A 21,655-nucleotide genomic window follows, 5' to 3' on the forward strand; every position below is an offset into this window, starting at 1 on the left:
TTTGTTGCACAAGACCGGCAAGCGAATGGATGCTTGCATACAAATTCATTTGCCGGTTGTAAGAACATGGAGCACGAAGTGCGGAATGTTCGTGTGCGAAATCGAGTAGGAGTCAGCCTACTCGATTTATAAAAGATTAGAAGCCGAGAGAATCGTTAACAAGGATTACATGGATTCTTCCTTCATGTCTGGAATATCTTGTCATAAGGAACTGACAGCAGATAGTGTCGGGAGACTTACAATCCATGCAGCTTCCGGTCTTTGCGCAGGGAGTTGAAAGTCCAAAGCGCTGTGCATTTATGGGAGCAGCCACATTGCGGGCTCTTTTCAGTGCGCTGTCCACATCGGGACATACCTTGTTCATGCCGACGATAAATACTACCTTTTTAGGACCCTGGCAGATGGCTGAAACTCTGTTTGAGTTACCATCGATGTTTATGAGAACTCCGTCCTCGGTCATGGCGTTAGCACTTGATAAAAATATGTCTGCGTCATAGGCAGCGAGCATAGCTGCACGCTTATCCTCAGCAGCATCGCGGTCTATGAAATTGTAATCGGAGGTTTTAAGAGCATCCACAAGACCTATTTCGTGGGCACTCATGGCGCCTCCCATGGCAATGGAGCTTCCCTTGGGGATAAGCTCAAGAGCAAGCTTTAATGCTTCTTCCTTGGTCTTTGCGTAGTATCCGCTCATGTTCCTTGATTCAAGTCCGCTTATGATCTTTTTTGCCAGAAGATCATTTCTCTTAGTTATCATTTCGTTCATTTCCTTCTCCTCCCTGATTTTGATGTTATGTAATTAGCTGTTATAGGAATAGGGCCCATGATAACGGGGTTTTCCTTTAGTTAACTTGCCGTATTCTATGGCCTCGGTGGGACACATGCTGATGCAGGCCATACAATGAGTACACTTTGATCCCCAGACGGGCTTATTGTCCTTTAGCGATATATTTCCAAAAGGACAAAGAGATACACACTTTCCGCAGCCTATGCATTTATCTGTGACATGGAAGGCCTTGGATTTCATGAAGTATTTGCAATACAGATTAAGAACGGGAACAGTCATCCTGTACTCGAAGTTACTGATTTTTGTTTGAGGCAGATCCTTTCCTGCTTTAATATATTCAGAAATTTCACGAATGCTTTCCGGAGCATTTTTTATTTTGTCCCTGCATATTTCCTCGGAATCAGCCTTGAAATAGGTAATGTAATTTTGCGGCATTATCATAGGTGCGGTGCCCTTATATTCAAAACCTTTTTCAGATGCGATATTCATGCAGAAAACAGGAGATGCGCTCATACTTGCTGCGCAGCACATGATGAAATATGCTTTGGAGTTTTTGGGAAATTCTGAGCGTTTAATGAAGTCTGTCAGGCACTGGGCAGGAGCTGCTACATAGACGGGCGCAATAAAGATATAGGGACCCTCTTCTGTAAATGTGTGTCCTTTTCCTGTGCGGACAGATTCGAAAATATCAAAGGTTTCATCGCCGGTGAATTCAGCCAGCTTTTCTGCGATAAAACGGCTGTTACCTGTTCCTGTAAAAAATACAATCATTCAGATACCTTTCCTCATAAGTTTATATGATAAATAGTATAACACTATATCGCAGGCAAAGTATATGATAGCATAAGGGGGAAGAAAGGATTGGGGATAGCTGCATGAAAGAGATGATGACAACGGGGGAACTGGCAAGAGTAGCAGGTGTATCGCAGAAGGCACTGCGAATATATGATGAAAAGGGGCTTCTCAGACCGGTTGGATATTCAGAGGGCAATTACAAGCTCTATGACAAGAACTCGCTTATGGTGCTTGAAAAGATCATTGCTCTTAAGCATGTGGGCTTTAGCCTTGACGAAATAAAGAGCCATCTTGAAAACAATGAACAGGAATCTATTGAGGAGACTCTTAAGAATCAGCTTGAGCTTATGGAAAGAAGAATCTATGAGATGCAAAAAGCCCATGACTGCATAAAGGTAGCGCTTGCGAGATTAGATGAAGAGTCTGACTGGGACAATGTCGCTGATGTCATAAAAAAGATGGAGATGGCTCAGGGGCAGGACGAGAGAAGATGGTATGCCGCAAATCACACTGTTGATGGTATAGAGTGGTACGTTAAGATATTCGATTCACTTAGGTTTACTGAGGGTGAGAAGGTCTTGGATCTTGGCTGCAGCTATGGACTTTTATGGCGGGAAAACTGGGATAAAATTCCGGAAAACTTCCTTGTTGACGGCGTTGATATTCATGAGAGCTGGGCTGACGATTTCGCAAAGTTTTTGGAAGAGCAGAAGGAGACACTTCCCGCAGGAACGATAATCAATATGATATTTAAAAATCTGGAGGACAAGGAAACCTGGGATGAAATCGGTAAAACGCGTTATGACCGGATTGTGGCGCATTACCTATTATCCTATTTTGAGCATCCGGAAATCATTGTAAAAAAAGCTGCAGAAGTTCTTGCCCCTCATGGATTTTTGTCCTTTACATATTTTGGAACAGGAATAGAGCATGACTATTGGGAGAGATTTTTTGATGAAAACGGTTTTGATAAGTCCTTTGTGTCAAAAAGGGAAAACGACCTGATAAATAGGGAGAATGAATTTATAAAATTGATTTCCGAGGACTTTTCAAAGGTAGAACGGGTTCATCTTCCGGGCCCGATTTACTATGACGATTCCGAGATTTTATTTGAAAGGCTTGTGAAGCATTACAAGGATGGGAATAAGTACCTTTTATCCATTAAAGACAGGCTCCTTCAGTGTTTTGACAGGAAGATCGAGGAGGATGGCAAGATAGTAGTTGATACAGACTCTACCTTTGTTCACTGCTACAAATAGAAGCGTAAAAAAAGAAGATCGCTATGATCTTCTTTTTTATACACATATTTATTCTTCAACTCTGGGATACTCCCATTCGCACACATAACCCTTTATCCAATTTCTCGTATAGTTATAATCTCCAAGGTCATTCCACTGATAATTAAGACGGGCATTCCACATTTCAAGATATAATTCTCCATTACCATATCCGGGATTTTCTGTAGGCCTCTGCCAGTTGGTATAATCAAACGACTCACCGGTAACTCATTTCCAGTCTTTACTCATATCATCATCACGGTATCCGCCAAGCCAGTATCCGGGTTTGACTGTCTCATTACCAATAAGTGTGCCGATAAATGCATTTTCCATTGCTGTAGTTACGGTAGCAAGATGTCCACCAAGCTTTTCACACTCAGTTTTTGCTGTGTGCCAATCCATAACACCATAATAAATTTTATAAGAATGTCCTTCATAAAGCTGTGCATCTTCAGGAACATTTTCATGAATGGTCTTCTTTTTCTCCGGCGGAGTTACAGGCTTTGGTTCTTCAGCCTTTTTCTGAACAGTTACTGAAAGCTTATATTTCTTACCCTTGTACTTGGCGATTATCTTTGTAGAGCCCTCAGCTACTCCGGTTACAACGCCCTTTTTGGAAACCTTGGCAATCTTCTTATTCTTTGAAGACCATTTGATATGCTTATTCTTAATTGCCTTCTTGCCTGTATAAAGCTTTATACGCTTCTGCTCACCAATTGTTATGGTTTGTGTCTTTTCCTGAAGCTTGGTTTTAGCCTGGGCTTCAAGTCCTGTAAAACCACAAACCACAATAATCATAATTGTGATGATGGATAAAAATTGAACTACGCGACTCATTACTTTTTTCATACGAAATCCTCCATTTGAAAATTTTCCCCAAGAGAGATTTTACTATTATTTGGCGCTGTTGTCTTAAGAAAAATACTATCTGATATATTTTTTTGACATGTAAGCGTTATAGGGATATCATTACTACAATATATTTCATTTAGGAGCACTTATGAATCAGCGTTATATGTATAACTACATGGAGATGATGTACAGACATATTTGCTTATAGCAGAGGTTACTTACACAGCTATAAGCCAATAGGTCTTATTTGTCTGTGTAGGTTTTGTATTAGATGATTTTTGGAAAGCACACCAGACAGATAAATTTTAACTGGCTGATGTGCTTTTTTGGTATGAAAAACAAGGAGGGTTTTGAAGATGAGTATTAATGGAAAAGAACTGGACGAAATATATCAGAGGCAGTATGCAGGTGCTTTTGAGGAGGAACGTCTTACTTATACAAAGGCAAATGAGACAGAGTTCATATTGACCATGCATTATATTCATAAATATCTTCAAAAGGGAGCAAAAGTCATCGATATTGGCGCAGGATGTGGAGCGTATACCAAAGCTGTTTCGGAAGAAGGCTATTTAGTGGATGCCATAGATCTTCATGAGGACAATGTCTCAAGAATGAAAGAGCTTTTTGGGGATGCAGAGAATGTCAATGTTTATCAGGGAAATGCTCTGGATTTAAATGAGTTTCCGGATGACAGTTATGATCTGGTACTTTTAATGGGCCCGGTATATCATCTTCATAATTTCCAGGATAGAGTTGCAGCTATAAAAGAGGCTTTGCGTGTTGCAAAGAAGGGAGCGCCCGTTTTCGTGGCATTTGTTTTGCAGGATGCACCTCTCATTGAGTATATATTCCAGAGCGAAAACCCTGCTGAGGAGATAAAGGAAATCGGATATATAAGAGAGACAGCGCAGGTTACTGAAAATACCGGATCATCTATTTTCCTTCATACCATAGCTACAATCGATGAATTAACTGACAAGGTATGCGAGACACTACTTGCTACTAAAGGACCAAGATTTGCGCAGGATGGTTTATCACAGGTTATCCGTGAGGCTGTCAACAATATGTCCGAGGCTTCATATAATGAGTGGATTCAGTACCTCATTGCCACAGCAGAAAGACCTGATCTCATGGGGTATTCCAACCATGTTGTCCAGGTGTTTATCAAAAGTTGAAGACAGGAGAATACCATGAGTGTCACATTAAAAAAGGCAAATCGTGAAGAGATGCATAGTTTATGGGAAATGCAGGTCGAAGCTTTCAAAGGACTTTTGGAGAAATACCATGATTACGATATGAGCCCTGCTGCTGAGAGCTACGAGCGGATCTTACAGAAATACGATTTTGAAGGAACTACCTACTACTATATTGTTTCAGATGGCATAAATGTGGGCGGAATCAGGATTGTTGATAAAAAGGATGGCAGCAGAAAACGGATTTCACCATTATGGATAATGCCGGAATATAGAAACAAAGGTCTCGCCAGTCTGGCTATTATAGAGGCTGAAAAGATATATGGAGATGACAACTGGAGCCTTGATACTATTCTTCAGGAGGAAGGCAACATACATCTCTATGAAAAGCTTGGATATAAACGGACTGGAAAAATCGAAAAAATAAGCGACTTGATGGACATCGTTTATTTTGAAAAGAATTAGTGGTATTGACCTGGCCCTTGGGGCAGGCCTTATCCTTTCATTAAAGCCTTAGGATAAAACAAAATGAAGAGGGAAATAATCAGGAGGAAAAAGTGATGGCGGGGCAAATGACACATATGGAGGTAGCTTACCGGGTTGCTGATAAAATGGGGATATCTAAGGGAAGAGCAGAATTCATACTTGGATCTGTTGCTCCTGATGCCATCAGCGAGTCGGTGCCATTTCTTGAAACCAAGATTCACAGCCATCTTTTTGAAGGCTGCGGACCCTGGGGAGATACTCAGGACTACGACAGATGGCTGGAAAATATCGATGCATTTTGGGATGAATATGGAGCGTCAGAGACAGATATAAAGAGAAAGATGCTTATTCTTGGAATATGCGTCCACTGCCTCACAGACCACTGTAACGATCTACTGGTGTGGAGAAAAGCCCAGAAAAAGTGCATGCCACCTTTTACAAAGGATGAGTTTAAGGCAGCATATTATCCTGATATGAAAAAGGTGGGAGTGTGGCTATATCAAAACAGTGAGAATACTGCGGAGATATTCAGGCTCCTTTCAGCATCTGCGGAAATAGATATAGGGGACTATACAGATGCAGCCGCTTTAAAGGATATCAAGGACCATCTGATTAATGTCCAGTACAATGTATCAGAACCGGTGGATGTATCCGATTGTACGTACTGTACAGCAGGGCAGATGCTTGAGTTTATAGATATCTGTACGGACAGCATAGTTGATAGAATCAGTAATTACAGTTGACAGGATTTTTTCAAGGAATATATCTCAAAGGGAAAGCTTACGGATAAAGTTATCGTATATAATAAAAATGATTGATTTATTGGATAGCTCATTCAGCTAAAATCTCTGAAGTGTTTAAAACGATAGCTAACGCAAAGTATGGAGTGATGTTTAACTGCACCGCGGGAAAAGACAGAACAGGAGGCTGAGTTCGTAGAGTATCTGGGACAGTAGATTACATTAAAATATTTGGAGATTATTACTGTGGAAGCATTACTGAATGAATTTGTCCAAAATACAAGAGAAATCCTTGATGATAACCTGGTAGGTATATATCTGCATGGTTCCTATGTTATGGGATGCTTTAATCCGAAAAAGAGTGACCTGGATTTTATCATAGTTGTTAATGAGAAAATGGATGACGCTTCAAAGCGAGCATTTATGGATATGGTGACAGAGCTTAATGAAAGAGGACCTGCAAAGGGTCTAGAAATGAGCATAGTGACCAAAGATGTTTGTAAGCCATTTGTATATCCGACACCCTTTGAACTTCATTTTTCTGTTATGCATCTTGGATGGTACAGGGACAATCCGGAGGATTATATTCAGAAAATGAATGGTACGGATAAAGACCTGGCTGCGCATTTTACCATAATCGGAAAAAGGGGAAAATGCCTGCATGGACAGTCCATTGAAGATGTATTTGCAGAGGTTCCTCAAAAAGACTATATAGATGCCATATGGGATGACATATCTGAGGCACCGGAGGACATCGAAAACAATACCATGTACATTACATTGAATCTGGTCAGGGTATTGGCTTATAAGAAGGAGCAGCTTGTTCTGTCCAAAAAGGAAGGCGGAGACTGGGGAATAAAGAATCTTCCCCAGAAATATCATACGCTTATATGTGATGCTCTCCGCGAGTACTCAGACGGTGTGGATGTTACTTATGATTTACGTATCGCTCGTGAATACGCTGAATATATGACTAATTCAATAAAGTGACCCGTACTGAATTATGCATTTTTCACTTTATTTAAAAATTTTTTTGGCTGTATGAATAATAGTTTTGGGGATTAATATGAATGGACTTACCTTGTAACGCAGATATTTCGTTTTTGCACAGGTACTCACACTTGTTTATGTATTCCATAATGAAATCCCATGAAATCAATTCCAGGTCCTCTTTAGAACATGAAGGGGCTTCGAACTGCTTATTTACGTTTTCTATCTGGAAATCGATTCTGTCTGCACTAATGGAAGCATCAGGAATGCTCACTTTTTCAAATGGAATATACAGGATATCAAGCTCCTTTTTCAAAAGATAATTAAGTCTCCAGTAGTCCCTGTAAACAATAGGAAATTTCTTCTCGCGGATTTCTTTGGGATAGATTCGCATCGTCTTATCAAAAAAGTCATGATACCATACGGAATCTTCTATAAGATGGCAGTAGTAGCCAAGATAATAAGCATCTGTCATATTACCTGTGTTGTCCACAGCAAAGTTTTGCCAATTGATGCCTCTGAGATTTTCATGATGGTATTCTTCAAAATAGTGTAGTGTGTGATAGCTTCCATCATCCTTGGAACCTGTATCCGGTGCGATGACAGCGCCCATCAGAAAACGAGCGGTGTCCTTTATCTGCATTTGCTCTGCGACTTTTTTAGAAATTATGTAATGTAATACGGAAGATGCCATAGCTTGTCCCTTCTGAAGATGTTTTTCTTTTATATCATAGAGCTTGCCCTTGGGGCATGGTCAAACATCATTTCAGATTGTACTTGTTTATCTCAATGCACTTTTTATCATTATCAAACACGAACTCGACAATCCATGGCATGACAAATCTTATAATTTCAAAGTCGTCGTAGCCAAAAGAACTGTCGTAATAATTGATTATGGTGCTAAGCGCTGTTCCATGGCTGCCGATCACAATATTTTTTCCGGGATACTTATCCAGAACTGTATTCAATGCCGTGATATTTCTGGACTGTACTTCTCCAAGACATTCCCCATCTGAAAGCTTGTAGTCAAAATCGCTCCATTGCTTTTGGGCAAATGCGTTGAAATCCTCAATCCAGCAGCTATCGACCCTTCTTTCACGGAAATCATCTATAGTTTCTATAGGAAGGTCCTCTTTTTCTGCAAAGTCAGCAACAGTATCCACTGCACGTTTAAAGGGGCTGGACAGTACAACATCTATATTTTTATCTGACAAAAATGCTGTAACAAGCTTTCTGTCTTCCATGCCTTTCGGGCTTAACTCACGAAGCATATCATCGTGATTATTATAATTCGGCTCAGCGTGTCGAACAAAATATACTCTTGTCATAAAGTCCTCCTATTAGCTTAGGATCAATTTGCTTTCTTTGCTTTTACCATAAACATTAACTCGGTGATATCTTCTCTCTGGCATTCCATGTATCCGTTGATTATAAAGCCGCTTTTGATCAGACTTCCGAGGATGAGTTGTCAGGAAAATATGAAAGATCACACATATTTCCTTTAACAATTTTGATGGAAAGGTTTTCTGATTTTGCTATTTCGCGGTCTTTATCCAACATTTTATCTGAAATATCTATAACTGCTACGTTAGCTCCCGCGCAGGCAAGAAGAGGAGCCTGCAAACCTCCGGCCCCTGCAAGGCACAATACATTCTTGCCTTTGATGTTTGAAAGCCACTCCTTAGGAACTTCTTTTTCCCAAAAACGAAGAGTCAGATTGCCTTTTCGTGCGGAATCCATTTCTTCCTTAGTTGCACTCGCAGTCCAGTCTGCATTGTTCGTTACCAGATTGTCTATATTCTTTTCAACTTGCTCAAATATGTTATCCATAATATGCTCCATAAAGCTAAAAATAATTAGTATGTCTATTTTTTTACAACAGACCATTCATCGCCATTTACGAGATATTGAAACTCTGTAAGCTTTGGATTATTGATTACATCCAGAAGGTCTTCAAAATCGTCAACAGTATTTATTTTAGAAAGTTGGTTATAATTTACCCATTCCATCTGACCTTCTTCAGATGAGACAACCTCTCCTGAAAAATTTGATTTATTACGTCTAGCTCAGATCTCATGCAATTCTCCCCATTTTTTACAGATGTTTTTATTATACTTTCCATGCGCTTTAAGAAAAAGCCTCTTTGTCATATAAGTGCTGTTGACTTAGCCCCTGGGGCCAGCCTTACCATTTCAATATAGCAAGATAATAAGAAAAAGAAGAAAGGATAAGGGGAAAATGAATATTGGGGAATACATTGAGAACTACAAGAAAGAAGGCGGTTACATAAATGTGATGAGAAAGCATGTTGGGCATGCGCCGCTCATCACCATAGGTGTGGGAACAATTATTGAAAATGAGAAGGGCGAGATCCTGCTTCAAAAACGTAAGGATAATGGAAAGTGGGGAATTGTCGGTGGCGGAATGGAGATTGGAGAAAGCTTTGAGGAAACCGCAAGACGAGAAGCCAGAGAGGAAGCGGGAATTGAACTCGGAGAGCTAAAGTTCGCTGCAATCTGCAATGGTTCAGATAGATTTATCACCTATCCAAACGGAGATATATGTTACACATCTGCCGTTGTTTTTTGGACAAAAGAATTCTCTGGCGAAATCAAAAATGATCCTGAAGAAGTTTTTGAGCATAGATTTTTTAGTAGAGACAATGTGCCACAAGAGATTAATGATTTCGACAGACTCTTTATAGATATATGGCTTAATCCTTCTGATAGAATTGCAATATATAACGGAGAAAAGCTTTCATGGCAGTGAGGAAAATAAAAAAGTAGGAGCCCGCTATTATGCAAGCGAACAAAAAAGAACCGGTTTGCTAACCGGTTCTTTTTTGTTCAAGCGATAGACGGGGCTCGAACCCGCGGTCTCCACCTTGGCAAGGTGGCGCTTTACCAACTAAGCTACTATCGCGTATATGTAAACGAGCTAAGCTCGATTACCACAATATTTGATTTTCGAGAGCGATAGACGGGGCTCGAACCCGCGGTCTCCACCTTGGCAAGGTGGCGCTTTACCAACTAAGCTACTATCGCATATATGTGAAGCCGCTTTCGCGACGCAAAATATATAATACACAACGATATATATGTTGTCAATAGAAATTTTATATTATATTTTTAATACATCAAAAAAATTTTATTCAGGTGCAAATAAATGGCTGTCAGGTTATCAGATTATTTGAAAAATATATATGGAGAGAAGGTTTACAGGCTTTCTCTTAGCTCGGGCTGTACCTGCCCAAACAGGGACGGAAGTATCGTTATGCCTGATGGCACACCCCTGACCGGAGGCTGTACCTTTTGTTCTGAAGGCGGATCAGGTGAGTTTGCTGCGGATATTGCTCCGATAGATGTCCAGATAGAGGAAGCAAAAAAGTGGATACGAAATAAAACAGATGCCGACAGATTCATCGCATATTTTCAGTCCTACACAAATACCTATGGTGACATAGACAGACTAAAAGCTCTTTATATGGAAACAATAAAAAGAGAGGACATAGAAATTCTGTCTTTGGGAACCCGTCCTGACTGCATTAACAGTGATGTTCTGGATATGCTGCGAGAACTAAAAGAAATAAAGCCGGTGTGGATAGAACTGGGACTTCAGACTATTCATGAAAAGAGCGCTGAGATTTTTCACAGAGGTTATAGGCTTAGTGTATTTGAAGAGGCATATCATAAGCTTAAGGATATCGGAATAGAAGTGATAGCCCATGTCATTTTTGGACTTCCGGGGGAAACAAAGGAAGATATGCTCGCTACCATTAAATATCTCGCTGATTTAGAACCTAGCCTTGATGGAATAAAGATTCAGAATTTGCAGATATTAAAGGGAACGCAGCTATATGATGAGTATAAGGAGGATCCTTTCCACATACTTACTCTTGATGAATATGCAGAGCTCCTGGAGCAGAGCTTTGAGATACTTCCGAAAAACACTGTTGTTCATCGTATGACTGGTGACGGACCCAGGGCACTTCTTGTAGAGCCCCTGTGGAGCCTTAATAAAAAGAATGTGCTTAATACAATAAACAGGAAGGTGAACCACTTGTTTTTATAAAATACACATTCATAAAAGATTACAATTAATGATTTCCTAATGCCCAGAAGGCCACGGCGCTGGCAGCAGCTACGTTCAAGGAGTCCACATCATGGGACATCGGGATTTTTACACAGAAATCACAGACCTCTATGGTTTCAGGAAGAAGACCGTCTCCCTCAGCACCAAGGAAGATAGCGAGCTTGTCCTTCGAAGTGATTTCGCTGTCATCAACCTGGCGGGAATTATCTCTAAGAGCCATGGCGACAGTAGAATATCCAAGACCTTTGATCAAATCCATGCTTCTGTCTTCCGGAAGAAATGTCCAGGGTATAAGAAAAATATTGCCCATACTAACCCTGATGGCGCGTCTGTAGAGCGGATCAGTGCATCCGTGGGAAAACAGTACTGCATCGATTCCAAGAGCAGCTGCGCTTCTGACGATAGCGCCCGCATTTGTGGGATTAGTTACGTTTTCGAGAACTGCGATTCTTTTTGCATTTTCGCAGACTTCATTTACAGTGGGGAGAACTCTCCTTTTCATTGCGCAAAGCACACCTCTTGTAAGGTGAAAGCCTGTAATATGTGTGAGAAGCTCATCACTAGCGGTAAATACAGGAACATCAAAAGAAAGGGCTTTCATTTTATCTAATAGAAGAGCGCCTTCTCCCTTTATCTGTCCGCTTTCAATCAGTAGTGAAATGGGCTCATAGCCTGCACTAAGAGCACGCTCAATTACCTTAGGACTTTCAGCTATGAAAATGCCGGGCTCGGGCTCATTAATTCTAAGAAGCTGAACCTCAGACTGCTCGTTATATATTGAAAGCTCTGGGGCTTCAAGATTTGTTATTTCTTCTATGTGTATCATAATTATCTCCATAAAAAATGTTAGAAAAAGTATAGCACAATTTTTCTTGCAATATCCTTATCTCATACATAGGGCAAGCATGGAAATAAGAGTAATCATCTGTTAGAATAGGGTAGTTATACTTTGATTTACAGGAGATATTCTTATGGGGAATACTTTTTATTTTGAATTTGAGCCAATGCTGATGCAGTGGCTGCAGGATATACTTGGTGAAAAGGGCGTTGCCCTTATTTCCAACTTTTCTGCATTTGGAGAAGAAGTCATGATGCTTCTTGTTATGGGATTTTTGTATTGGTGCTATGACAAGAAGTTTGGAGTATATGTTGGTACTATGGGGCTTATTGCTTCCGGGCTTAATTCGATGGTGAAGAATGTTGCTATGAGAAGGCGCCCCTACATGGTTCATGATGAAATAAAATGCTACAGGCCGATCGATAAGAAAGCAGATCTGTATGATGTTGGCGCCCAGGGCTTTTCGTTCCCCAGCGGACATTCAATGAATTCAGCTGCAGTATATGGTTCTGTTGCATATTATCTGAAAAAGCGCCTGTTCACTATTATCGCTTTTGTCTTGCCGTTTTTTGTGGGGCTTTCAAGAGTCGTAGTAGGAATGCATTATCCCTCAGATGTGCTTACAGGCTGGATTGGTGGTGCGATAGTAGTTCTTGTATTTTCATTTATTTATGAAAAAGCAGGAGAGGAAAGGCGCGGACTTGTGAATCTGATTGTATTCCTGATCTTTTTAACAGGAATTTTCTTTTGCAGAACAGCGGATTATTTCACAACAATAGGAGTCATGGCAGGTTGTTTTCCTGCGTTAGAGTTTGAGAAAAAATATGTAAACTTCGAAGAGACAAGTGACCCCAAGGTGGCAGTTTTGAGACTTGTTGGCGGTGCTGTTATTTATCTTGGACTTAATACGCTTCTAAAGCTGCCTTTTTCAAAGGCGTTTCTGGCATCCTCCACTATGCCGTCATTTTTGGTGAGAACCGGCAGATATGCGATAATTGCGTTTATTCTGATGGGAATCTATCCCATGTTATTTAATAAAAAATTGAAAAATGAAATCGGAGAAATAGATGAAAGAGCTTGATTATCCCTTTGATTCAGAGGACTTACTGACAAGAAAAAGGGCTATCAGAAAGGCAATACGAAAAGAGACAGAAGGGCTTAATCTTCCGGAAAAGAAGATAGCAGTACTTGGCGGATCAACCACACACGGCATAATAGAGATGCTGGAGTTATTCCTTCTTAATAAAGGTATAAAGCCTGTTTTTTATGAGTCAGAGTACAATATGTACTGGGAAGACGTAATGTTCGATGCAGGCGGGCTTTCCGAGTTTGGACCGGATATTATTTTTATCCACACAAGTACAAGAAATATCAGAAATACTCCCAATGTGAAGATGAGCGACAGCGATGTAGATGAGGCACTTAGCCTTGAGTATGATCACTATGAGAAGCTCTGGGAGAAAATCAGGGAGAAATATGGCTGCCCTGTTATTCAGAACAACTTTGAGCAGCCCTTTTACAGGCTCCTCGGGAACAGTGATGTGGTGAATATTCATGGACTTCACAGCTTCGTTCAGAGACTTAATGCAAAGTTCTACGAATATGCAAGAAGTCATGAGAACTTTTTTATAAATGATATAGCCTTCCTGGCGGCGTCCTATGGACTTCAGAAGTGGTCGGACCCGTACTATTATCACATGTATAAATATATAATGTGTGTTCCGGCTATACCTGAATTTGCTTATAATCTGGCAAATATCATAGGTTCTATTTATGGAAAAAATAAGAAGGCTTTCGCTCTTGACCTTGATAATACCCTCTGGGGAGGAATTGTGGGCGATGATGGTCCTGAAAACATCGAGATAGGCCAGGAAACTCCCAAGGCTCAGCTGTACAGCGAGTTTCAGAAATACATAAAGGCCCACAGGGATATCGGAGTGCTTCTTACTGTAGATTCCAAGAACGAGGAAGAGAATGCGATAGCAGGATTAAAGAGGCCTGACAGCATTCTTACACCGGATGATTTTTCAGATATCAAGGCCAACTGGGATCCGAAGGATCTAAATCTCAAGGCTCTTGCAAAGGAGCTGAACATCGGAGAGGATGCCTTTGTTTTTGTAGATGATAATCCTGCTGAGAGACATATAGTAAGAGAGCAGATAGGCGGCGCTGCAGTGCCGGAGCTTTCTGTTCCTGAGCACTATATATCAGAGATAGACAGGGGAGGATATTTCGAAGTTACTTCGCTGTCAGAGGATGACCTTAAGCGCAATGATATGTATAAGGCCAATGCTGAAAGAGGAAAGCTCCAGGAGAGCTTTGCTGACTATAGTGAGTACCTTAAGTCCCTTGAGATGAAGGCGCATATCGCTCCCTTCGAGGATATGTATATGGCGAGGATTGCGCAGCTCACTAATAAGTCCAATCAGTTTAACCTTACCACCAGAAGGTGCTCACAGGCTGAGATTGAAGCCATAGCAGCGGATGATAAATATATTACTTTATACGGGGCCCTTAGTGACAGATTCGGGGATAATGGCGTGGTTTCAGTTGCCTTCGGACATGTTGATGAAAAGGATGCCGAGACCTTCCACATCGATCTGTGGCTTATGAGCTGCAGAGTATTAAAAAGAGACATGGAATATGCCATGATGGATAAGCTTATAGAAAAGTGCAACAGTAAGGGTATTAAGCGTATTCTGGGATATTACTACCCCACTGCAAAGAATAAAATGGTGGAAAACTTCTATGAGCTTCAGGGCTTTGAGAAGATAACGGAAGCTGATAACGGAGACCTTACCTTTGAGCTGGAGCTTAATTCTGCGCTTGAAGGCTTTTCATCAAGAGGAATTAAAAATAAGGTAATTACCGTAGAATAAATAGCGGTTATTTAGGAGGATAAAATGGGAAGAGAAGAGATTTTTGAGAGATTAAACGAAGTATTTCGTGAGTATTTTGATGATGACAGTATCACAGTTACAGACGATACTACAGCAGCAGACATTGAGGATTGGGATTCTCTTGAGCATATCAATCTGCTTGTTGCCATCGAGAGAGAATTCGACATCAAGTTCACAATGGGTGAAACCTCTGAGATGAAAAATGTGGGAGAAATGGTTACAGCCATCAGTGAGCATCTGAAATGAGAACTGTTCTAAATCTTTTGTCAGAATATCATATGTCGCTGATATCTGCTGAGTTTTTGCTGTTTATAGCGATAGTGATAGCCATATTTTATTGCGTGCCCGGCAAGGCTAAGAGGCTTTGGATAGGGGCAGCTAATATCGTCTTTTTGTATTTTGCAGGCGGATTGTATGGATTATCGCTTTGGTTTTTGGGAGCGGCAGTTGTATATCTGGGCGCTATGGGAATAACAAAGGGAAGAGGCTTTTTAAAAAAGCTCTGCTTTTGGGTTCCCCTAATAATTAACCTGGCGATACTTATTATCACAAGATATCAGTATATTCATCCTGTCAGAGCACCCTTTGGTGTTTCGTTTTATACGCTTATTCTTCTTAGCTATCTGATAGATGTTTACTGGGGAAAATTTGAGGCAGTACTTAATCCTGTAGACTATTTTTCCTATGCGGGATTTTTTCCTGCAATGACATCAGGACCTATCATCAGATACAAGGAATTCGAAGCTAATTTCAAGGACAGAATAAGACCTGATTACAAAAATATAGTTTTCGGAATGGAAAGGATCCTCTGGGGATTTTTCAAAAAGCTTGTAATATCCGAGAGGTTTGCGGTTCTTGTAAATACTGTTTTTGGAGATTACAAAACTTATTCCGGAGCATACATTATTTTCGGAGTAATATGCTTTGCTTTCCAGCTGTACACTGACTTTTCCGGATGTATGGATATTGTAATGGGTGTATCGGAAGCTATGGGCATGAAAATTCCTGAGAACTTTGCGACACCATTCTTTTCAAGGTCAGAGAGTGAGCTCTGGAGACGCTGGCACATTACACTGGGAACCTGGTTTAAGGATTACATCATGTATCCTCTCCAGAAGACTGACCTGATGGTGAATTTTTCAGATATATGCAGGAAGAAGTTCGGCAGGAAAACCGGCAAAAAGGTCGGAGTGTGGCCGGGACTTCTGATTCTGTGGTTTTTAATAGGCTATTGGCACGGCGGACTATTAAAGTTCGTGATAGGTTCAGGACTTCTCCATGCGATCTATATGATCTGCGGACAGATTAACGAGCCATGGCTAAAAAAGGTCCATGAAAAGCTTGGAATTAAGCCTGAAAACGGATGGTATGTGATACTGTGCAGGGTTAGGACATTTCTTCTTTTGTGTTCAGGATTTATGTTCTTCAGAGCAGATTCAACGATTACTGCATTAAGGATGTATGGGGCTATTTTTACAGGAAATATGGGACTGTTTAGCGCGGAGGGAATTACCTCCTTGGGACTTGATGTTCCGGACCTTGTTGTGGCAGCAGTCAGTCTTTTGATCCTGTTTATTGCTGAGTGCTTCATGCAGACAGGCAGCGTCAGAGAGAAGCTTTATGAGAAAAATGTGTTTGTAAGAGCACTTACCTGGTCACTTCTTGCAGGCGCCGTAATGATATTTGGAATGTACGGTCCCGCATTTGAGGCTGGCTCCTTTATCTATCAGAACTTTTAATTATCAGAGTGTAATATTATGAAAATTGTAAAAAGGATCATTGCCTGTGGTTTGGCAGGTCTGATGATTTTTGGAATTTATATGGTATCCCTCAGGGCTACAAGGGTTGAGTATGCACATTTAAAATACGAGCAGTTTTTTAAGGATAAAACTGACTACGATGTAATGTTTTTTGGTGCAAGCCACACCCAGAACGGACTGTATCCGATGCAGCTCTGGAAGGATTACGGAATAACTTCATATAATATGGGAGGTCCCGACAGCTCACTTCCAACGAGCTACTATATGCTAAAGCTTGCGCTTAAATATCATAAGCCCAAGGTTGCGGTCCTTGATGTTATCATGGCGGATAAAAACGATATCAGCTGGGATTACAGCGTGGCTCACCATTATCTTGATGCGTTTCCTTTAAGCGAGACAAAAATAGAGGCTGTGGATTTTCTTTTTCCTGATACCAAGAAAAAGCTTGAGATGCTGTTTCCTTACTATGTGTACCACGGTGGCTGGAAGGATATAGACAAAGAGGCTATTGAAGGCGTTTTCAAAGAGAACCACTGGCCAACCTTTGGTGCTGAGTATGAATCACTTATACAGACACCGCCTGAGCCCCTACAGTTTGTATCACAGGATGCGGGCTATGATGGAGACGAGACCACAGGCCATCAGTATATAAGAAAATTTGTTGAGCTCTGCAGAGAAAATGATATAGAGCCAATGCTCATGTTTTTCCCCTGCGGATGTGAGGAATCTGCTCAGAGAGCGGCAAATGAGGTATATAGAATTGCAGGAGAGATGGAGATTCCTTATGTGAATCTCATATACGAAGAGGGCCTCATCAATCAGACGATTGATTACACAGATGGCGGCGGACATCTGAATCCTTCGGGAGCAAGGAAGGTTACTGAGTGGATGGGAAGTTTCCTGACCTCCAATTTTCAGCTTCAGGACCACAGAGATGATGATAATTATTCAGAACTGTGGAATGCTACCTATAGCAATTATCTGGAATTTATAGAAAACTACCTCCAGGAGTCCACTGACCTTATGACAGCGCTTATGAATATGTACAATGACGAATACTATTCATATATAGAAGTAAATCCCGGCTTTGAGGCTGATGAAGCAGAGCAGATGCTTATCGACCAGCTTCTCAATGAGAACCTTGCAGAGATAAAAGAAGCGGATACTCCGGGAGAAAACAGGATAAAAATCAGGGTTACGGAAGTAGAATCCGGAAAAGAAATTTGCACATTGGCATTTTGATGACTTGACTTTTTTTATTGCTGTGAATAAAATAAATCGTAACTTCATAGAAAAAGCTATGACGAAGACAGTATGTATTTTTGAAAGCTGCAGAGAGCCTGCGGATGGTGCGAGCAGGTGCGAGTAAGAACTACAGAAAATCACTTCCGAGCTGCATGAGTGAAAGGTAATCGCTTAGCGAGGTACTTTCGAGCTTGGCATACTACCTTGTTCTGGCGAGAGCAAAGCTCGAGAACAGAACTTCCTATTTCTCTTAAGTAACTCATGACGGAGTCTCCCCGTTATGGAGAAACATATAAAACCGTAAATTCGGGGAGTATGCGTAAACAGGTGGTACAGCGAGTTCAGGCTCGTCCTTTTTACAAGGACGAGCCTTTATTTATTCTTGAAAGGAGTTTCAAATGTACAAGAAGGTTGACACTGATATGAATTTTGTCGCCCGCGAGAAGGAAGTCGAGCAGTTCTGGAAAGATCAGGATATTTTCCAGAAGAGCGTAGATACCAGAAGCAAGGGCGAGATGTATATGTTCTATGACGGACCGCCGACTGCAAACGGTAAGCCGCATATCGGACACGTACTTACACGTGCGATCAAGGATATGATTCCGAGATACCGTACAATGAAGGGATATACAGTTCCTCGTAAGGCTGGTTGGGATACCCACGGTCTTCCGGTTGAGCTTGAGGTTGAGAAGCTCCTTGGTCTCGATGGAAAAGAGCAGATCGAAGAGTATGGTATGGAGCCCTTCATCAAGAAGTGTAAGGAATCCGTATGGAAATATAAGGGAATGTGGGAGGATTTCTCCGGCACAGTTGGTTTCTGGGCTGATATGGATCACCCCTACATCACCTATGATGATAACTTCATCGAGTCCGAGTGGTGGGCTCTCAACGAGATCTGGAAGAAGGGTCTTCTTTACAAGGGCTTCAAGGTAGTTCCTTACTGCCCTCGCTGTGGCACACCTCTTTCTTCACACGAGGTAGCACAGGGCTATAAGACTCTTAAAGAGCGTACAGCAGTTGTTCGTTTCAAGGTTAAGGATGAGGATGCATATTTCCTCGCATGGACAACAACTCCCTGGACACTTCCTTCAAATATCGGTCTTTGCGTAAACCCTGATGAGAAGTACATCAAGGTTAAGGCTGCAGACGGCTATACATATTATCTTGCTGAGGCACTTGCTGATACAGTACTTGGCTCACTTGCCAAGGAAGAGGGCGAGAAGGCGTACGAGGTTATTGAGACTTATGTTGGTACAGACCTCGAGTATAAGGAATATGAGCCTCTTTATCAGTGCGCTGCTGATGAGACAGAAAAACAGCACAAGAAGGCATTTTTCATCTATTGCGATAACTACGTAACAATGTCAGATGGTACAGGTATCGTACATATCGCTCCTGCATTCGGTGAAGATGATGCCCGTGTTGGTAGAAAATATGACGCTCCTCTTGTACAGATGGTTGATGGAGAGGGTAGACTTAAGCCCGAGACTCCTTTTGCTGGCTACAGATGTAAGCCCACAGAGAAGGAAATCGAAGAGGGTGCAATCAGTGCAGATCCCGAGGTATTAAAGGATCTTGATGCAAGAAGCCTTCTTTTCTCAGCACCTAAGATGGAGCATGATTATCCTCACTGTTGGAGATGTGGAACACCGCTTCTTTACTATGCTCGTTCTTCATGGTTCATCAAGGTTACAGAGGTTAAGGATGACCTTATCAGAAATAACAAGGAGATCAACTGGGTTCCTGAGTCAATCGGTAAGGGACGTTTCGGTGACTGGCTTGAGAACATTCAGGACTGGGGTATCTCCCGTGACAGATATTGGGGAACACCTCTTAACATCTGGGAGTGCGATGACTGTGGACATCAGCTTTCAGTAGGTTCAAGAAAAGAGCTCGCTGAGCTTTCAGGAGATCCTTCTGCTGAGACTACAGAGCTTCACAGACCTTATATCGATAAGTTTGAGATTACATGTCCTAAGTGTGGCAAGAAGATGCACAGAGTTAAGGAAGTTATCGACTGCTGGTTCGATTCAGGAGCAATGCCTTTTGCTCAGCTCCACTATCCTTTTGAGAACAAGGAGCTTTTCGAGAAGCAGTTCCCTGCTCAGTTCATCTCTGAGGCTGTAGATCAGACAAGAGGATGGTTCTACTCACTCCACGCTGAAGCAACACTTCTTTTCAATAAGCCTGCATTTAAAAATGTTATAGTACTCGGCCTTGTGCAGGATGAGAACGGACAGAAGATGAGTAAGTCAAAGGGCAATGCGGTTGATCCGTTTGAAGCTCTTGAGAAATACGGTGCAGATGCAATCAGATGGTACTTCTATACAAACTCTGCTCCCTGGCTTCCTTCCAGATTCGCTGGTAAGACAGTTCAGGAAGGACAGAGAAAGTTCCTTGGAACACTTTGGAATACCTATGCATTCTTCGTACTTTATGCAAATATCGACGGATTCGATGCTTCGAAGTACACACTTGAGAAGGACAAGCTTACCGTTATGGATAAGTGGATCCTCTCCAAGATGAACACCATGATCGGTGAGGTTGATAAGAACCTTGAGAATTACAGAATTCCTGAAGCAGGAAAGGCACTTGATGCATTTGTTGATGACCTTTCCAACTGGTATGTAAGAAGAAGCCGTGAGCGTTTCTGGGCTAAGGGAATGGAGCAGGATAAGATCTCTGCATACATGACACTTTACACAGCACTTGTAAATGTATGTAAGGCAGCAGCACCTATGGTTCCTTTCATGACAGAGTCTATCTACCAGAACCTTGTAAGAACAAGTGACAGCACAGCTCCTGAGTCAATCCACCTCTGCGATTTCCCTACAGCCTGCGAGAGCTTCATCGACAAGGATCTCGAGGAGAACATGGATGAGGTACTTCAGATCGTAGTTCTTGGACGTGCATGCCGTAACGCTGCAGCAATCAAGAACCGTCAGCCTATCGGACAGATGTATGTTAAGGCTGAGAAGACAGTTTCTGAGTTCTATCAGGAGATCATCGAGGATGAGCTGAATGTTAAGAAGGTTATCTTTGCAGATGATGTAAGAGACTTCACAACATATACATTTAAGCCTCAGCTTAAGACAGTAGGACCTAAATACGGTAAGGTACTCGGCGGAATTAAAGAGTATTTGGGTTCACTTGATGGAAACAATGCAATGGATGAGCTTAAGGCAAACGGTGCTCTTAAGTTTGAAGTAAATGGAACAGCAGTTGAGCTTACTGAGGATGACCTCCTCATCGATATGGCTCAGAAGGAAGGCTTTGAGAGCACAGAGGATCATGGTATCACAGTTGTTCTTGATACAAACCTTTCAGAGGAGCTTATCAATGAAGGCTTCATGTATGAGGTTATCAGTAAGGTTCAGACAATGCGTAAGGATTCTGGCTTCGAAGTTATGGATCACATCAAGCTGTCTGTAAACGGCAACGATAAGATCGCTCAGATCGTTAAGGACAATGCTGATTCTATCTCTACCAAGGTACTTGCTACAGAGCTCGTATATGGCAGCGATGTTGCTAATTCCAAGGAATGGGATATCAACGGCGAGAAGGTTACAATCGGCGTAGAGAAGGTTTGATTCGTTTGATCATGAGGTCGAGCGAAGAAAGAGCAGATTTTTCCGTTGAAATAAAGAAGTAATAAAAACCCGGAACGGATTTAATTATCCGTTTCGGGTTTTTACATAAG

Annotated in this window: 22 protein-coding genes, 2 tRNA genes and 1 other annotated feature; of the genes, 14 read left to right on the forward strand and 10 right to left on the reverse strand. The window is 41.5% G+C overall.

Annotated features, from left to right (window positions below; genetic code table 11):
• Positions 1-136: 136 nt before the first annotated feature.
• Positions 137-766, reverse strand: coding sequence for a lactate utilization protein (locus tag G587_RS0111360; RefSeq protein WP_026492337.1), 630 nt, complete (start codon positions 764-766; stop codon positions 137-139).
• Between the two features lie 33 nt (positions 767-799).
• Entirely contained in the window at positions 800-1,558 is a 759-nt protein-coding gene (locus G587_RS0111365) for an EFR1 family ferrodoxin (protein ID WP_026492338.1), read from the reverse strand.
• A gap of 104 nt (positions 1,559-1,662) precedes the next feature.
• On the opposite strand from G587_RS0111365, the gene G587_RS0111370 reads away from it, so the two are divergent.
• Positions 1,663-2,841: a MerR family transcriptional regulator gene (locus G587_RS0111370; RefSeq protein ID WP_026492339.1), complete on the forward strand. Its 1,179-nt coding sequence runs from the start codon at positions 1,663-1,665 to the stop codon at positions 2,839-2,841.
• 246 nt (positions 2,842-3,087) lie between these two features.
• On the opposite strand, the gene G587_RS0111380 is transcribed toward G587_RS0111370, so the two are convergent.
• On the reverse strand, positions 3,088-3,708 hold the full coding sequence (locus G587_RS0111380; protein ID WP_026492340.1) for an Ig-like domain-containing protein: 621 nt from the start codon (positions 3,706-3,708) through the stop codon (positions 3,088-3,090).
• Between the two features lie 359 nt (positions 3,709-4,067).
• On the opposite strand from G587_RS0111380, the gene G587_RS0111390 reads away from it, so the two are divergent.
• From G587_RS0111390 to G587_RS0111405, 5 genes are all read left to right on the forward strand, one after another.
• Positions 4,068-4,886 (forward strand): class I SAM-dependent methyltransferase, encoded by an 819-nt coding sequence (locus tag G587_RS0111390; RefSeq protein WP_026492341.1) that lies wholly within the window; start codon positions 4,068-4,070, stop codon positions 4,884-4,886.
• 15 nt (positions 4,887-4,901) lie between these two features.
• Positions 4,902-5,369, forward strand: a complete 468-nt coding sequence (locus tag G587_RS0111395) for a GNAT family N-acetyltransferase (RefSeq protein WP_026492342.1) — start codon at positions 4,902-4,904, stop codon at positions 5,367-5,369.
• Between the two features lie 95 nt (positions 5,370-5,464).
• Complete coding sequence (locus G587_RS0111400; RefSeq protein WP_026492343.1) at positions 5,465-6,133, forward strand: zinc dependent phospholipase C family protein; 669 nt, start codon at positions 5,465-5,467, stop codon at positions 6,131-6,133.
• Positions 6,134-6,204: 71 nt separating this feature from the next.
• Positions 6,205-6,321, forward strand: coding sequence for a tyrosine-protein phosphatase (locus G587_RS26875; RefSeq protein ID WP_081673326.1), 117 nt, complete (start codon positions 6,205-6,207; stop codon positions 6,319-6,321).
• A gap of 55 nt (positions 6,322-6,376) precedes the next feature.
• Positions 6,377-7,120: an aminoglycoside adenylyltransferase domain-containing protein gene (locus G587_RS0111405; RefSeq protein ID WP_242830075.1), complete on the forward strand. Its 744-nt coding sequence runs from the start codon at positions 6,377-6,379 to the stop codon at positions 7,118-7,120.
• 31 nt (positions 7,121-7,151) lie between these two features.
• On the opposite strand, the gene G587_RS0111410 is transcribed toward G587_RS0111405, so the two are convergent.
• The 4 genes from G587_RS0111410 to G587_RS25495 form a co-directional block, all read right to left on the reverse strand.
• Positions 7,152-7,814, reverse strand: coding sequence for a zinc dependent phospholipase C family protein (locus tag G587_RS0111410; protein ID WP_026492345.1), 663 nt, complete (start codon positions 7,812-7,814; stop codon positions 7,152-7,154).
• A 67-nt stretch (positions 7,815-7,881) separates the two neighbouring features.
• Positions 7,882-8,448: a histidine phosphatase family protein gene (locus G587_RS0111415; protein ID WP_026492346.1), complete on the reverse strand. Its 567-nt coding sequence runs from the start codon at positions 8,446-8,448 to the stop codon at positions 7,882-7,884.
• A gap of 118 nt (positions 8,449-8,566) precedes the next feature.
• Positions 8,567-8,950, reverse strand: coding sequence for a class I SAM-dependent methyltransferase (locus G587_RS22485; RefSeq protein WP_051200984.1), 384 nt, complete (start codon positions 8,948-8,950; stop codon positions 8,567-8,569).
• 35 nt (positions 8,951-8,985) lie between these two features.
• Positions 8,986-9,129, reverse strand: a complete 144-nt coding sequence (locus tag G587_RS25495) for a hypothetical protein (RefSeq protein WP_155829521.1) — start codon at positions 9,127-9,129, stop codon at positions 8,986-8,988.
• A gap of 229 nt (positions 9,130-9,358) precedes the next feature.
• On the opposite strand from G587_RS25495, the gene G587_RS22495 reads away from it, so the two are divergent.
• A complete protein-coding gene (locus G587_RS22495; RefSeq protein WP_051200985.1) occupies positions 9,359-9,889 on the forward strand; it encodes an NUDIX hydrolase in 531 nt (176 codons plus the stop codon).
• Positions 9,890-9,969: 80 nt separating this feature from the next.
• Here the strand turns inward: G587_RS22495 and G587_RS0111435 are convergent.
• A tRNA-Gly gene (locus tag G587_RS0111435) sits at positions 9,970-10,042 on the reverse strand.
• 49 nt (positions 10,043-10,091) lie between these two features.
• A tRNA-Gly gene (locus tag G587_RS0111440) sits at positions 10,092-10,164 on the reverse strand.
• A gap of 121 nt (positions 10,165-10,285) precedes the next feature.
• Here G587_RS0111440 and G587_RS0111445 point away from each other — a divergent pair.
• Complete coding sequence (locus G587_RS0111445; protein ID WP_026492347.1) at positions 10,286-11,191, forward strand: TIGR01212 family radical SAM protein; 906 nt, start codon at positions 10,286-10,288, stop codon at positions 11,189-11,191.
• 25 nt (positions 11,192-11,216) lie between these two features.
• Here the strand turns inward: G587_RS0111445 and G587_RS0111450 are convergent, their stop codons facing one another.
• Positions 11,217-12,038 carry a TrmH family RNA methyltransferase gene (locus G587_RS0111450; RefSeq protein ID WP_026492348.1) on the reverse strand — a complete coding sequence of 274 codons (822 nt, stop codon included), beginning with the start codon at positions 12,036-12,038 and terminating at the stop codon, positions 11,217-11,219.
• A 145-nt stretch (positions 12,039-12,183) separates the two neighbouring features.
• On the opposite strand from G587_RS0111450, the gene G587_RS0111455 reads away from it, so the two are divergent.
• The 6 genes from G587_RS0111455 to ileS all read left to right on the forward strand — a co-directional run bounded on the left by G587_RS0111455 (position 12,184) and on the right by ileS (position 21,545).
• Entirely contained in the window at positions 12,184-13,131 is a 948-nt protein-coding gene (locus tag G587_RS0111455) for a phosphatase PAP2 family protein (RefSeq protein WP_026492349.1), read from the forward strand.
• Complete coding sequence (locus G587_RS0111460; protein ID WP_026492350.1) at positions 13,118-14,929, forward strand: HAD-IIIC family phosphatase; 1,812 nt, start codon at positions 13,118-13,120, stop codon at positions 14,927-14,929. Before G587_RS0111455 ends, G587_RS0111460 begins: the two co-directional genes overlap by 14 nt.
• A gap of 24 nt (positions 14,930-14,953) precedes the next feature.
• Positions 14,954-15,196, forward strand: coding sequence for an acyl carrier protein (locus tag G587_RS0111465; protein WP_026492351.1), 243 nt, complete (start codon positions 14,954-14,956; stop codon positions 15,194-15,196).
• Positions 15,193-16,689, forward strand: coding sequence for an MBOAT family O-acyltransferase (locus G587_RS22500; protein WP_051200986.1), 1,497 nt, complete (start codon positions 15,193-15,195; stop codon positions 16,687-16,689). Before G587_RS0111465 ends, G587_RS22500 begins: the two co-directional genes overlap by 4 nt.
• 18 nt (positions 16,690-16,707) lie before the next feature.
• On the forward strand, positions 16,708-17,952 hold the full coding sequence (locus G587_RS0111475) for an SGNH/GDSL hydrolase family protein (protein ID WP_026492353.1): 1,245 nt from the start codon (positions 16,708-16,710) through the stop codon (positions 17,950-17,952).
• Between the two features lie 49 nt (positions 17,953-18,001).
• Positions 18,002-18,313, forward strand: a binding site (T-box leader).
• A gap of 40 nt (positions 18,314-18,353) precedes the next feature.
• On the forward strand, positions 18,354-21,545 hold the full coding sequence (ileS, locus tag G587_RS0111480; RefSeq protein ID WP_026492354.1) for an isoleucine--tRNA ligase: 3,192 nt from the start codon (positions 18,354-18,356) through the stop codon (positions 21,543-21,545).
• Positions 21,546-21,655: the final 110 nt, after the last annotated feature.

The sequence above is a fragment of the Butyrivibrio sp. XPD2002 genome (assembly GCF_000423945.1).
Taxonomy (GTDB): domain Bacteria; phylum Bacillota; class Clostridia; order Lachnospirales; family Lachnospiraceae; genus Butyrivibrio.